A 14,174-nucleotide genomic window follows, 5' to 3' on the forward strand; every position below is an offset into this window, starting at 1 on the left:
CGTTTCCATTGTCACGAGCGTCCTTTTACGAGTGAACCGCATCATGCGTCTCGACCTGTTCCTGAAAACCAGCCGGCTCGTAAAGCGCAGGACCGTTGCTCAGGAGATGTGCTCCGCCGGCAGGGTGCTGGTGAACGGTCATGAAGCAAAACCCGCAAAAGAAGTGAAGCCGGGTGATGTCATCACGCTGAAGTTTTTGTCGCGCGTTGTTGATCTTGAGATCGTCGGCATGGTCAATGCCCCCTCCCGGAAGATATCCCCGGAAGAACTGTACCGGGTAACATCAGAGACCCGGTTGCCGAAAGAAATAGTATTGAGTTGACGGTCAAAAAAGTGAAATAGATGTGCAGCTATTCAGCACATCTTTACCCAGCAGGGTGTTACACCAGAGAAAAACCCTTTTATCCGCAGATTTCGCAGATGGGCTCAGATTTCAAAAAACATAATTCAAATTCGATTTCAGACTTGTCCAGTAAGGCTTTCGCAGTCTTTATTCCTCTCCTTAAAAGGGAGGGGGGTTTCGGGCAGTGCAATTTTATAGCCGGACAATGCTGATTCGATTTAATCTATGAAATCTGCGTAATCTGCGGACAATATTTTGACCTGAGCAGTTATGTATTTTGCTGAATAGTTATATAATTTTCCCCTCACTTCAAGCCTCTCCCCGGGAGAGGAAGAGAATAATGTTGTCGGGAGATAACCCGTTATGGAACAAAAACCCCTGATCGTTATAACCATGGGTGACCCGGCCGGTATCGGCCCGGAGATCATCGCCAAGGTCGTCGACAGCGCCGAGATCCTTCAGCTCTGCAGGCCGGTGGTGATCGGCGACGCGGGCGTAATGAATAAACTGATAAAAGAGATGCGGCTTTCGGTGATCGTGAACAGCATTGCATCGCTCGACCAGGCGCATCCGGTCACAGGCAAACTTGATGTGATTGACCTTAAAAACGTCAATCTCAATACACACCAGTGGGGCACGCCGGACGTTTCATCGGGCAGGGCGGTCGTTGCTTACATTAAGAAGGCCGTTGACCTGACCATGAAGCACGAGGCCGACGCCCTGGTGACCGCGCCGATCAGCAAGGAAATGATGAACGCGGCCGGACATCATTACGCCGGCCATACCGAGCTTCTTGCCGACCTTACGAAAACAAAAGAGTATGGCATGATGTTCGTGGGAGGCGGGCTGCGTCTTATCCTGGCTACGGTCCATGTCGCGCTGAAGGACGTGCACCGCCACATCACGCAAACGAATATTCTTAAAACCCTGCGTCTTGCGCATCAGGCGATGAAATACTTTGGGATCGAGAAACCGCGGATCGGTGTGGCGGCCCTGAACCCCCACGCCGGAGAGGGAGGACTTTTCGGGTCTGAAGAGCGGGACGCGATCCTCCCCGCGATCATCAAAGCGCGGGGCGAAGGCATCAACGCAAGCGATCCGATCCCCGCCGACACCTTGTTTTACAAGGCGCGGAACAACTATTTTGACATCCTTGTCGCCATGTACCACGATCAGGGACTTGCGCCGCTCAAAATGGTCGCCTTCGGAAATGCGGTGAATGTCACCGTTGGACTCCCGATCATCCGCACCTCCGTTGACCACGGAACCGCCTACGATATAGCAGGCAAGGGCTGCGCGGACCCCGCAAGCCTGCTCGAGGCGATACGGCTTGCCGTTGCCATGTCGGAGTTCCGAAATTCAGAATCGAGGACACACGCTTGACCAGCCATCAGCCGCCATTCATAACCCGTGCTCACCTCTTTGCGCTTGCCTTCTTTGCCGCCTTTATATTTCTTCTCGCCCAGATGGCCCGCCTGCTGGCCCCGTTCTCGGCGGCGTTGCTCTGGGCGGTCATTATCACGCTGGCACTGCATCCCCTTCACCAGCGCGTGCTCCGCCTGCTCAAGGGCAGACCGGGGGTTGCCTCTGCACTCATGACGCTCATCACCCTGCTGGCGGTAATCGGTCCGGCCATTGCCATCCTGGTCATCTTCGCAGGACAGGCCGTTGATCTTTATCAATCCGCATCGCAGGGCATTCAGTCGGGAAAGTTTCTCGAACTATGGAACAGGATCTCCACTTCCCTTACCGAGAACCTGCGATCGCTTCCGCTCCTGTCCGGGATCGACGTAACAGGATTGGCCATGAAAGGCCTCGGGGAATTCTCGACCGGCCTCGTGGGACAGATCGGGTTTTTGCTCAATGAGACCCTGGTCCTGGCGATCGATCTTGCGGTCATGCTCGTCGCGCTCTTTTTCTTTTTCCGGGACGGTGAATCCTACTACCGGTCGGTCATGGACATGCTTCCCTTCTCTCCCGAGCATAAGCAGTCCATCTCTCGGAAGGTTCACGCTACTTTTACAGCGGTCATCAACGGGGTATTCATGATCGCGCTCATCCAGGGGATCATGACCGGCATCGGGTTCGCCCTGTTCGGCATCCCCTTTTCGGTATTCTGGGGCCTGATCGCGGCAGTCCTGGCCGTCCTGCCGATCGGGGGAGCGGCGCTTGTATGGGTCCCGGGGGTGCTTTTCCTGTTCTTCACCGGGTCGAAGGTCAGCAGTATCCTGTTCCTGGTCTGGGGGCTCATCCTCGTGTCACTGCCGGACAATTTTCTGAGACCTCTTCTCATCGGGAAAAAAGCAAACCTTCCTGCGTTTTTTCTGTTCATCGGGATCCTCGGCGGGCTGAAAGTATATGGCTTATTGGGCATTCTCTTCGGCCCGCTCGTAGTCACGCTGCTCTATGCCTTTGTCCAGATCTATCGCGCGGAGTATGGCGAACCATAAAAAGCAATTCTCGCATTACGATCCAGGCTTTGCTGCCACAGAATGTTTACGGATATCCATTACCAATACAATCATCTTTAACGGGGGGAGAGACAACGCATGGAAGATCTGGCGAAATCAGACACCTGGCGAGTATTCCGCATCATGGCTGAACTGGTGGAAGGCTTTGAGGCCTTGAGCAATATCGGCCCTGCAGTGACCATCTTCGGGAGCGCACGACTCAAGCCGGGTTCTCCCTACTACAACAAGTGCCTCAAGGTCGCCGAGAACCTGGCAAAGAATGGTTTTGCCGTGATCTCGGGAGGCGGATCCGGCATCATGGAAGCCGCGAACAAGGGTGCGCAGAACGCGAACGGCACGTCGGTGGGCCTGAACATTGCGCTTCCCACGGAGCAAATCCCGAACGAGTTCCAGGACGTGCGGGTTGAGTTCCGCTACTTCTTCGTGCGCAAGCTTATGTTCGTAAAGTACGCAGTGGCGTATGTGATCTTCCCGGGCGGCTTCGGCACCCTGGACGAGCTGTTCGAGGCGCTCACGCTCATCCAGACGAAAAAGATCCGGGGGTTCCCCGTGGTGCTCGTGGGCAGGGAATACTGGTCGGGGTTGATCGACTGGATGAAGAAGACCGTGCTTGCGGCGGACAGCATCAACAAGGAGGACCTCGAGCTCATGCACATCGTGGAAGAGCCGGAAGAGGTCTGCGCGATCATCAACAAGAGATATGCGGACCGCCTGAGCGGTATCAGCAAGGACCGTCGGGACAAGGCCCGCAAGGGAATCTAGTCTTTGTTGTCCTTTTTCAGTTTTGCGCGGTCAGCGCGATGTTTGAGGAACTGCGCGGCCCGCTGCCTGCGGAACCAGCGCTCGATTGTCTCTCGGTAGACCATCGTAATCAGAATGAGAAAAAGGCTGGCCCCGAGAAGCGTGAACAACGCTCCATACCGTTTGTCACGGAACAACGTCCCCCCGAGGGTGAGCAGCGTGGTCCCAAGCAGGCGACCCGTTGTGGACACGAGCAGAAAATCACGCTGCCCCATGTGTCCCAATCCGAGGAGATAGCAGAGAATGTCCTTGGGAAAACCGGGGACCAGAAACATGAGAAAAGCGAGGAACAGACCCTTGTGCTTCATCACATAATCGTAGCGTTTGATCGTCTCGGCCTTCACGACCAGCTCGACCAGGGGCCGGCCGGCAAGACGGGCAAGCATGAACGCCAGCCATGATCCGAGAGTGAGGCCGATCGTTGAATACAGGATCCCCCACCCTGTGCCGAAGAACATCCCGCCGACGAAACCCGTCGCCTCGCCGGGAACGGGTGCCGCAACAACCTGCAGCGCCTGAAGTCCGATGAAAATTAAGGCCGCGTTTGCCCGATGCTCTTTGATGAGATTCAGCAAACGCTGGTGGTCGGTAAAGTATTCGATGAAACCATACGAGTACAGCAGGTAAATAAAACCGGCGAGAACAAGACAGGCCACAACGAGCCCGGTGATGGTTTTTTTATCAAGTTTTATCATACGAGCGTCCGAACCGATTATTTTTTGAACAGATCATCCAGGGCCTTGCGTGCCTGTGCGCTCCCGGCATCCGCCGCGGCAATCCGGTTTTCAGTGAACACAAAATAATCGCAGAAATTGGCCTTTTCTTTTTCTCTCACCAACTGCGTGACCGTCTCCCGGCACTGTTTCGAAACCGCGCGGTCATAAAACACACAATTGAGACAGCACCGCAGATCAGCGCCGCAGGAAGGGCAATCATCTTTTCGTCCGACCTTCAGGTCGTCGGAGAGTTCCTTCTTACAGGCATGACAGGTCTTCATACGGTGCAATAATAGCCTATCAGTCTGGATTAGACAAGCCAAAAGATGGAGCAAATACCATGCGCAAGAGGTATCTATCGCAAAGCTGCATTTCTGATGATTCGTAATCGGATTTATTTGGCAGCCGCTTCCCTAATCGACAGATTTCTGCTATAGTAGATACCAGTAACAAGCGCACTTTGCAATAATGAGCAATGAGGAGATGGGGCACGATGAAAATCAGCGTGGAAAATTTACCAAATAGCATAACCGAGGAAAGGCTGAAAGACGTATTTGGTCAAATGGGAGAGGTGCAGTCGGTCAAACTGAAGACCGATCTGCTCACCTGGCAGCTCAACGGTCAGGGCGTCGTGGACATGACGCTGGAAGTGGACGCCTACCGGGCGATCAACTGCTTTGAAGGTGCGATATTTACGGACAAAAAGATACACGTCAAAGAAACCTATCCGCTGTTTGAAAAGGCGAAAAACGCGCTGGAACACATCACCGACGGTCATTCGCTGTCGGACTTGAAGCCGCTGGCCAGCTTCGAGCGCTGGAAAGAACAGTGGAAGGAGTATTGATTCCGCGCGCAACCGATGGGCCTGCCTATTCAGAGTTCCTCAGGGGAAGTTCCCGAATAGACCATAGCTTCTGTGGAGTTCCTTAAGCTCTTAACAGGTTGTTGAAAAACACTTAGTTTACCCTTCGACAAGCTCAGGGCGAACGGAGCGTGTATTGAATTTATTCGTATTTATCCGTTCGTGGTGAGCCTGTCGAACCACAAAAAGACTTTTTCAACAGCCTGTTAAGGTGCTCACGCTCGAGACTCCACGAACGCTATAACCTCGATGAGTTCTTTCCGTCTCACTCCCAATCAAGCAATCGTTTCTGTCCCTCAAGCTTCCTGATCGCCGTAACATCCTGGCTCACTTCAAGACAGCCGCGGTACCTGCCTTCAGCATCGCGGACCGCGAAATACCTGATGAGAAGAAACTTTCCCTGCATCTGGATCCAGAAATCGGCCTTGTCTTTGTTCCCTGCGCGGAACTCATCCAGGATCTTCTGCACCGCGCCCATGCTCTTGGGCGGATGGCAGTTCTGCACCTTCCTCCCGATCACACCCGGGCTGCGCGGAAAGATGCGTTCAGGGGACGCCGAGTAGTACGCAACCTCGTCCTTTTCATCGACGAATGAGATGTCGATCGGCAAATGCGTCAGCATCAGGTTCACCTGGTCCGGCGTGAGTTGGCCTGTGTCGAGGTTCAGACTGCCGACCTTGTCAGCCAGGAGCGCCTGCGGTATGGATTCCTCGGAAGCCTTCCACTGCGTCTCCGGCTTGATCCAGGCATACCCGATCTCTTCTTCGCCCTTCCCTGCTTTTACCCAGTCCTCCTCGGTCAGTGTCTCGAGCGCCATGGGAAAAAGGATATGCTCTTCCTTGTAGATCATGTCGCCCACCATCCTGACCAGGGCTGTGATGGCCACCTGCTCCATCTTGTTGTCCGCCACCCTCTTCCGCACGTCCTTGATGAATCCCCGGATATCGTCATGGAGAGCCCACATGACCTTGGACGGCCCGGTGATGCCTTTTGCCTCAAGGATCGGGAAGAGCTGGTTCTCTTTACGAAGGTAGTGTTTGTCAACCTGGCCAAGGCGGTCAAGGATATCGAGCAACCTGGTCTTCTCCTTTGAGAAGTCCTTTATTGCCTCTGCCTCTTTTAAAATACCCTCGCAGGCACGATTCTCGAGCATCAGCGTGTGCACCGGATGGCCGGCAGGCAGGCCGGGCACGGTCCCGTGCTCCAGCGCCTCCTGAAACACCTTCACGTGCACGTCACAGAGGCTCTTGATCTCCGTTTCCGGCATTCCTTCGGCAATGAGACGCTGCTCCATCTGAGCGATCTCCCACGGCGTCACGTCCTTGATCAGCTCTCCGAATTTCTTTTTCTGGGAGTCAACGTCCTTCCCCGCATGGAGATCCTTGATGATATCCTTCATCGTATCGATCCGGATATCCTGTTCGCCCTTGCCTGCCTCATCGTAGGATACTGAAACAATCCCGTTGGTCTTCTTTTTGATCTCTCCGGCGATATCGTCAAGAAGTTCTTTCACGTCCATACCGCTGATCATCGCGGCCTTCCCCAGAGTCGCAAGTTTCCCAACGGTCTTTCGCAGGAACGCATTGTCCAGCATCTTGAATTCCGGGTTCAGGCTGATCAGAAAATCCTTCAGAAAAGGATAGACGGCGAGAAGATCATTTACTTTGGTTTTCGAGCTCAGGTCCATGGTTGTTCTCCTTTGTAGATGACTATACCGCTTGTTGCAAGTAAAGCATATGATTTGCGTCATGACAACTACTAATTTCTTCAGCCGACTTTCTTCTGTTTTTCCGTTCTCTTCGGAGACATGGTGCACAGACCGGGGGCAAAATGCCTGCTATAATAATACCTTGAAAAAGGGGAATTAACGCTGATCGAAATGAATTGACAGGAAGCATGAAGTAACGTTAAAATTGATGCGCTGAAGTACGAAAAGGGGGTGCAGTAATGATTGCTCCACGGATATTGATTGTCGAGGACGACAGCCTTGTTGCATTGGATTTAAAGAACAGCCTGGAATCGTTCGGCTATGAAATCAGCGACACGGTTTCATCCGGGGAGGCGGCCATAGAAAAAGTTGCGGCGCTAAACCCGAATTTAGTGCTAATGGACATATTGCTGAGCGGGGCCCTGGACGGGATCAGAACAGCTGAAATAATAAGAAAACGATTTAATACGCCGATTATTTACCTCACCGCATTTTCCGAGGAAAAAATATTTCAGGAGGCTAAGGTTACCGAGCCGTATGGGTATGTCCTCAAGTCCTGCAATAGCCGGGAGCTGCATATTGCCATAGAGGTGGCCCTTTACAAGCGAAAAGCTGATGAGGAAAAGAACAACCTCATTGCGGAACTTCAAAAAGCGCTTGCCACGATCAAGCAGCTGCGCGGGATCCTGCCGATATGCTCTTCCTGTAAAAAGATCCGTGATGACAATGGTTCATGGAACGAAATGGAAGTCTATATCACCGAGCATTCTGAAGCTGATTTCAGCCATGGTTATTGCCCGGAATGCGGGAAGAAAGCGTTAGAGGAATTCAAGGCTTTAAAAAAACCCCATAAGAAAATCGAATAGCAATAAAGATCCAAATACCTTTAAAAATACAGAAAGCCTTCAGAATGAATATCTGGAGGCTTTCTGTTTCCTAAACTTTTTAAAACAACCCTGAGACCTTGCCGGTGTTCACATCCACGTCCACGCGGCGGAATGCCGGGTTGGAACTCGTTCCAGGCATGAGGCTGATCGCTCCTGCGCACGGGCACAGGAACTTGGCCCCCGAGTAGATCAACACATCCCTGATGGGCAGCGTCCAGCCCTTGGGCACTCCCTTGAGGGTCGGATCATGGGTGAGGCTGAGATGGGTCTTGACCATCATGGTGGCGTAGTCCGCGTACTGGGGATCGTTTTCCAGCATCTTGGCCTTGGCTTCCGCTTCGGGCGACCAGGAAACACCATCCGCGCCGTAGACCTCCTTGGCAATTTTCGCCACCCGGTCGCGCAGCTTCATCTCAAGCGGGTAGAGGAACTTGAAATCGGTCTTCTCGTTGCAGGCGTCAATGACCGCATCGGCCAGTTCCAGCGCCCCCTCGCCGCCTTTGAGCCAGTGCTGGGATTCCGCGCAGCGGGCGCCGGCTGCTTCGGCGGCCTTCTTGACTGCGGCCACTTCGGCGTTCGTATCAGTGTAAAAACGGTTTACGCAGACCACCGGGTTTATGCCGGACTTGCGGATGACGTTGATCATGTGGACCATGTTAGCGCAGCCCTTTTCAACCAGGCCCACGTTCTCCTTGGTGTACTCTTCGGGCAGGGCCTTGCCGGCCACCACCTTGGGGCCGCCGCCATGCATCTTCAGTGCGCGGACGGTAGTGGTGAGCACCGAAACGTGGGGTTTCAGGCCGCTGAAGCGGGACTTGACGTTCCAGAACTTTTCAAACCCGATATCCGCGGCAAAGCCGGACTCGGTCACATGGTAGTCGAACAGCTTCAAGCCGACCCGGTCGGCGATGATGGATGACTGGCCCACGGCTATGTTCGCAAAAGGACCGGCATGTACCAGGCAGGGGTTATACTCAGCCGTGCACATGAGGGTGGGGTTGATAGTATTGCGCATGAAGGCGGCCATGGCATTGCCGACTTCCAGATCGCCCGTGGTGACCGGCTTGCCGCTTTTGTCGAAGGCAACGGTTATGTTGTTCAGGCGCTGTTTCAGGTCAGCGAGGTCTTTGGCTATGGACAGGATGGCCATGCACTCGGACCCGACCGCGATGCCGAACTTGGACTGCATCATGAAGCCGTCCGTCCGGCCGCCGATGCCGATGATGATGTTGCGGAGGCTCTGGGCGCAGAAGTCAATGATCCACCCCATCTCGACGCGGGTGGGATCGATGTCGAGACGCCTCATCTTCGTGAGACGGGCCAGCTGCTCGTCGTTATAGTTGCGCTCGTGCTGCATCCGGGAGGTCATCGCCACCATGGCCAGGTTGTGGGAGTTCATGATGTCATTGATGTCGCCGGTGAGACCGAGTGAAAACTCGGTCATGGGGATCAGCAAAGAGTTGCCGCCGCCCGCTGCGGTGCCCTTTACGTTCATGGTGGGACCGCCTGACGGCTGACGCAGCGCGCCGCCGACGTTCACGCCTCGCTTGCCGAGACCCTCCATCAAACCGCACGAGGTAGTGCTTTTGCCTTCGCCCAGCGGGGTCGGGGTGATGGCTGTCACCTCGATGTACTTGCCGTCGGGCTTATTTTTGAGACGTTCGTTGACCTTAAGGAAGTCGATCTTGGACAGGCGGCCCATGGGCAGCATCTCGTCCTTGTGCAAACCCAGTTTCTCGCGCCACGCTTCCGGAGTTGGCATCTTCTTTTCCGCTTCCTCGGAAATCTGCCAGTCAGCTAACTTCGTTGCATCATAGGGCATATCAAATCCTCCTTTTTGTTTTTTAATTTAATCGGCTTAAGCGTTCAAACTGTTTAAACCGTTCAAGCCGTTAATGGAATCACACCTTCTCGAGCCTTACCGCCGATACCTTGAACGACGGGATCTTGGCCACCGGGTCGAGTGAGGTGCTGCTCGTGAGCACGTTGGCCGCCGCTTCCTTGAAATGGAACGGGATGAACACCACGCCCTTTGCCGGACGCCTGGAAACGAGCGCCTTGACGGTGATGGAACCCCTGCGCGAGCTGACCTTTACCTTCATTCCGCTGTCGAGCAACAGGTCCTTCGCATCAGCGGCATTGATCTCGATAAAGGCCTCGTGCGACACCGTGTCGATCTCTTTCACCCGTCTCGTCATGGAGCCGGTATGGTACTGGAACAGCAGTCTGCCGGTGGTAAGGATGAAGGGATAGTCCTTGTCCGCAAGCTCGACAGAGGGTTTGTACGTTACGAGGGTGAACCTGCCCTTGCCGCGCGGAAATCCGTCCTTGAACAGGAACCGCGTACCCGGATGGTCCGGCGTCGGACAGGGCCACTGGAGGCCGCCGCCCGCGAGCCTGGCGTAGTTCATGCCGGCCATCGCGGGCCATGCCTGCCCGATCTCGCGGAATATGTCCGCGACAGGCATATACGGCAGCTCATGCCCCATTTTTTTGGCAAGTTCTCCGATGATACGCGAGTCCTCCCACGCAATTCCCGGGGAGTTTATCGCCTTCCTTACACGCTGCACCCGGCGCTCGGTGTTCGTGAATGTCCCGTCCTTCTCGGCAAACGAAACGCCGGGCAGCACAACGTGTGCCAGCTCAGCTGTCTCGGTCATGAAGATGTCCTGGACCACGAGCAGGTCGAGCGCCTTGAGCGCCTTGATCGTATGCGTCGTGTCGGGATCAGAGACAGCAGGGTTCTCGCCCATGATGTACAGGGCCTTCAGCGTGCCCTTGGCCGCGGCAGGTATCATCTCCGTGGCGGTCATGCCGACCTTGTCGGACAGCTTCACCTTCCAGAGGTCCTCAAACTTCTGCCTGATCGCCGGAAGAGCGACTCCCTGGTATCCCGGATAATTGTTCGGGATGCAGCCCATGTCCGTGGAGCCCTGGACATTGTTCTGGCCGCGGAGCGGATTCACCCCCACGCTTTCCCTGCCGAGGTTGCCCGTCATAAGCGCGAGGTTGGCGATGGAGAACACGTTCTCCGTGCCGTGAGCATGCTGCGTGATCCCCATGGTATAGTACGTGCCTGCTCTATCCGATGATCCGTACATGCGGGCGGCCTTGATGATCGTGTCAGCCGGCACGCCGGTGATCTTCGATACTGCCTCGGGCGTGTACTCTTCCAGGTTTTTCCTGAACGCATCATCAAAACCCTCGGTCAGGGACAGAATGAAGTCCTTCTTCACGAGGCCTTCCTTGATGATCACGTGCATCATCCCGTTCAGAAGCGCCACATCCGTGCCCGGTTTGTGTTGTATCCAGATGTCCGCGAACCGCACCAGCGGCACCCGGCGCGGGTCGGCGACAATGATCTTCGCGCCTTTCCGCTTGGCCTTGATCATCTTGAGCGCGATGATGGGGTGGCTCTCTTTGGTGTTGGAGCCGATGACGAACAGCACATCGTTGTTCTCGATCTCCTGCAGGGAGTTCGTCATTGCCCCGGAACCGAATACAGCGGCCAGACCGGCCACCGTGGAGCTGTGTCAGAGGCGCGCGCAGTGATCGACGTTGTTCGTGCCGATGACCGCGCGGATGAATTTCTGGAACAGGTAGTTCTCTTCATTTGTACATCGTGCGGAGGAGAGGCCGCCGATGGCATCCGCACCATGTTTCTGCTTGATGGCGCTGAGCCGCTCGGCAACATACCCGAGCGCCTCGTCCCACGAGGCGGGGACGAACTTACCCTCTTTTTTAATAAGCGGCGTCGTGAGCCGGTCAGGACTGTTGATAAAACTTTGGCCATACCGTCCCTTGACGCAGAGCCATCCTTCGTTGATGGTATCCGGCCGCGATGTGACGCGCACCACCTCGTTCCTGCTAATGTGCAGAGTGAGGTTGCACCCGCAGCCGCAGTAGCCGCAGACGGTCTCAACTTCCCTCACGTCCTTCTGTCTGCCCTTGCCGAGCGACTGTTTGCCGATCAGCGCGCCTGTGGGACAGAGACTCACGCACTGGCCGCAGAACTCACAATCCAGGTCCTTTTCAAAGGGCGGTGTTACTTTGGCGGCGAATCCCCTGCCTGCCACATCGATCGCGCCGAAGCCCTGGATCTCTTCGCACACGCGCACACATTTGCCGCAGAGAATGCATTTTTCCATGTCCCGTTCGATGAACGGGTTCATGTCCTTTTTGGCGTACTGCCGCCGTTCACCGTAGAACCGGTTCGACCGGAGGTCGTAGAAATAGGCGAGTTCCTGCAGTGTGCAGTCGCCGGCCCGCGCGCAGACCATGCAGTCATTCGGATGGTCGGACAGGAGGAGTTCCACAATGGTGCGGCGCTGGCGCTCGATCTGCTCGTTCGAGGTTTCCACCACCATGCCCTCGGTCGCCGGCGTGGTGCACGCGGAAACCAGACGGGGCAGGCCCTTCACCTGGACCAGGCAGAGCCTGCATCCGCCATGGGGCTCGAGCCGCGGATCGTCGCAGAGCGTGGGGATGTAGATATCGTTCCGCCGTGCCGCATCAAGGATCGTGGCGTTGTCGGGAACGGTTATGTGCCTGCCATTTATGGTGAGATTCATCATATGCTACCCTTTTTTAATTGACTTGAACTTGCACTTATCGAAACAAGCGCCGCACTTGATACAGAGGTCCTGGTTGATAACGTGCGGTTTTTTCTTTTCTCCCGTAATGGCTCCCGCGGGACAAACCCGCGCGCATGCGGTACAGCCCGTGCAGGTCGCTTCGATTATGCTGTATGTCAGGAGGTCCTTGCACACACCAGCGGGACAGCGCTTTTCGTTGATATGCGCTTCGTACTCGTCGCGGAAATATTTGATCGTGCTCAGGATGGGGTTCGGCGCTGTCTGGCCCAGTCCGCAAAGAGAGGACGTCTTGACGTCGCTGCTCAGGGTCTCCAGCAGCTCAATATCGCCTGTCCTTCCCCGGCCTTCGGTAATCCTGGTGAGAATTTCTAGAAGACGCTTGGTGCCGACTCTGCAGGGCACGCACTTGCCGCAGGATTCGGACTTGGTGAACTCGAGGAAGTACTTGGCCATGTTCACCATGCAGTTGGTCTCGTCCAGAACCACCATTCCGCCGGATCCCATGATAGAGCCGACCTTGCCGAGCGATTCATAATCAACAGGCGTGTCAACCATGCTGGCCGGTATGCACCCCCCGGAGGGACCGCCGGTCTGGACCGCCTTGAGCTTCCTGCCGCCCTCGATGCCGCCGCCTATGTCGTAGATGATCTCCCTGAGCGGGATGCCCATCGGGACCTCTATGAGGCCCGAGTTCAGGATCTTGCCGGTGAGCGCGAAAACCTTGGTGCCCTTGCTCTTCTCCGTGCCCATGGCCGCGTACCACGCGGCGCCCTTGCGCATGATGTACGGCACGTTTGCGAGCGTCTCAACATTATTGATGATGGTAGGATAGCCCCAGAGTCCCTTTTGGACCGGGAAGGGCGGCTTGGCACGCGGCTGTCCGCGTTTGCCTTCGATGGATGCTATAAGCGCCGTCTCTTCGCCGCAGACAAAAGCGCCCGCGCCGAGCTTTACCTTGATCATGAAATCGAAGCCCTTGCCGAGGATGTTTTTGCCGAGAAAACCGCGCTCCTTGGCCTGCTTGATGGCAAGGTGGAGGCGTTCCACGGCAAGCGGGTATTCCGCCCTGATGTAAACGTATCCGTACGGCGCGCCGATGGCATAAGCGCCGATAATCATCCCCTCGATCACGGCGTGGGGATTCCCTTCGACAACGGAGCGGTCCATGAACGCGCCCGGGTCTCCCTCGTCGGCATTACAGATCAGATATTTTTTCGGACCGGGGGCCTTGATCGCCATATCCCACTTCACCGCGGTCGGGAAACCGGCGCCCCCCCGTCCCCGGAGCCCTGACGCCTTGATCACGTCTATCGTCTCCTGAGGGGTCATGGTCAAGAGGACCTTCTTCGTGGCCTCGTATCCATTGCGGCTGATATAGGAATCGATGTCCTCGGGGTCAACCTCGCCGCAGTCCGAGAGCACGACCTTCACCTGCTTGTCGTGGAACGTGTGGTAGTCATCCGACACGAGCCAGTCCGCGACCGGGACGCCTCCCACGATGTGCTCGTTCACGATCCGCTCGACCATTTCCGGTTTGATGTACTGATACGTGGACTTGTTCCCGTTGATGACCACGTCCACGAGAACGTCACGGGCGCAGAATCCCCGGCAGCCGACCTTGTGCATCGAGCAGTTCTTCTCGACAGTCGCCCGGAGGCCGGCGTCCGCAAGCGCTTGTTCGAAGGTGGACATCACCGCGACGCCGCCGGCAGCGATCCCGCCGGTGCCCATACATACTTTTATCGATATGTCTTTCTTCATGAAAACTCCGAAACCGCTAATGAAGGCAGC

Annotated in this window: 12 protein-coding genes; 6 read left to right on the top strand and 6 right to left on the bottom strand. The window is 55.6% G+C overall.

Translation table 11 applies throughout. The features are described from left to right. The first annotated feature begins 31 nt into the window (after nucleotides 1–31). From M0R70_01915 to M0R70_01930, 4 genes are all read left to right on the top strand, one after another. Entirely contained in the window at nucleotides 32–322 is a 291-nt protein-coding gene (locus M0R70_01915; protein MCK9418116.1) for an RNA-binding S4 domain-containing protein, read from the top strand. A gap of 384 nt (nucleotides 323–706) precedes the next feature. After that, complete coding sequence (gene pdxA, locus M0R70_01920; GenBank protein ID MCK9418117.1) at nucleotides 707–1,726, top strand: 4-hydroxythreonine-4-phosphate dehydrogenase PdxA; 1,020 nt, start codon at nucleotides 707–709, stop codon at nucleotides 1,724–1,726. Further along, nucleotides 1,723–2,793 carry an AI-2E family transporter gene (locus tag M0R70_01925; protein MCK9418118.1) on the top strand — a complete coding sequence of 357 codons (1,071 nt, stop codon included), beginning with the start codon at nucleotides 1,723–1,725 and terminating at the stop codon, nucleotides 2,791–2,793. Before pdxA ends, M0R70_01925 begins: the two co-directional genes overlap by 4 nt. Nucleotides 2,794–2,892: 99 nt before the next feature. Then, on the top strand, nucleotides 2,893–3,576 hold the full coding sequence (locus tag M0R70_01930; GenBank protein MCK9418119.1) for a TIGR00730 family Rossman fold protein: 684 nt from the start codon (nucleotides 2,893–2,895) through the stop codon (nucleotides 3,574–3,576). On the opposite strand, the gene M0R70_01935 is transcribed toward M0R70_01930, so the two are convergent. Together M0R70_01935 and M0R70_01940 are read right to left on the bottom strand one after the other, a co-directional pair. Beyond that, on the bottom strand, nucleotides 3,573–4,310 hold the full coding sequence (locus tag M0R70_01935; GenBank protein MCK9418120.1) for a TVP38/TMEM64 family protein: 738 nt from the start codon (nucleotides 4,308–4,310) through the stop codon (nucleotides 3,573–3,575). The genes M0R70_01930 and M0R70_01935 overlap by 4 nt on opposite strands. A gap of 17 nt (nucleotides 4,311–4,327) precedes the next feature. Then, nucleotides 4,328–4,612, bottom strand: a complete 285-nt coding sequence (locus M0R70_01940) for a hypothetical protein (GenBank protein ID MCK9418121.1) — start codon at nucleotides 4,610–4,612, stop codon at nucleotides 4,328–4,330. A gap of 212 nt (nucleotides 4,613–4,824) precedes the next feature. Between M0R70_01940 and M0R70_01945 the strand changes: the two genes are divergently transcribed. Continuing rightward, complete coding sequence (locus M0R70_01945) at nucleotides 4,825–5,175, top strand: RNA-binding protein (GenBank protein MCK9418122.1); 351 nt, start codon at nucleotides 4,825–4,827, stop codon at nucleotides 5,173–5,175. Nucleotides 5,176–5,458: 283 nt separating this feature from the next. Here the strand turns inward: M0R70_01945 and M0R70_01950 are convergent, their stop codons facing one another. Further along, nucleotides 5,459–6,880, bottom strand: a complete 1,422-nt coding sequence (locus M0R70_01950; protein MCK9418123.1) for a DUF438 domain-containing protein — start codon at nucleotides 6,878–6,880, stop codon at nucleotides 5,459–5,461. A 260-nt stretch (nucleotides 6,881–7,140) separates the two neighbouring features. On the opposite strand from M0R70_01950, the gene M0R70_01955 reads away from it, so the two are divergent. Further along, the gene (locus M0R70_01955; protein MCK9418124.1) at nucleotides 7,141–7,767 is read left to right on the top strand and encodes a response regulator; all 627 of its coding nucleotides are present in this window, start codon (nucleotides 7,141–7,143) and stop codon (nucleotides 7,765–7,767) included. A 79-nt stretch (nucleotides 7,768–7,846) separates the two neighbouring features. Here the strand turns inward: M0R70_01955 and M0R70_01960 are convergent, their stop codons facing one another. From M0R70_01960 to nuoF, 3 genes are all read right to left on the bottom strand, one after another. Next, nucleotides 7,847–9,610: a formate--tetrahydrofolate ligase gene (locus M0R70_01960; GenBank protein ID MCK9418125.1), complete on the bottom strand. Its 1,764-nt coding sequence runs from the start codon at nucleotides 9,608–9,610 to the stop codon at nucleotides 7,847–7,849. Between the two features lie 79 nt (nucleotides 9,611–9,689). Then, entirely contained in the window at nucleotides 9,690–12,362 is a 2,673-nt protein-coding gene (fdhF, locus tag M0R70_01965; GenBank protein ID MCK9418126.1) for a formate dehydrogenase subunit alpha, read from the bottom strand. Nucleotides 12,363–12,365: 3 nt separating this feature from the next. Continuing rightward, nucleotides 12,366–14,144 carry an NADH-quinone oxidoreductase subunit NuoF gene (gene nuoF / locus M0R70_01970; protein MCK9418127.1) on the bottom strand — a complete coding sequence of 593 codons (1,779 nt, stop codon included), beginning with the start codon at nucleotides 14,142–14,144 and terminating at the stop codon, nucleotides 12,366–12,368. Between the last annotated feature and the right edge of the window lie 30 nt (nucleotides 14,145–14,174).

It is taken from the genome of Nitrospirota bacterium (genome assembly GCA_023229435.1).
Classification (GTDB): domain Bacteria; phylum Nitrospirota; class UBA9217; order UBA9217; family UBA9217; genus JALNZF01.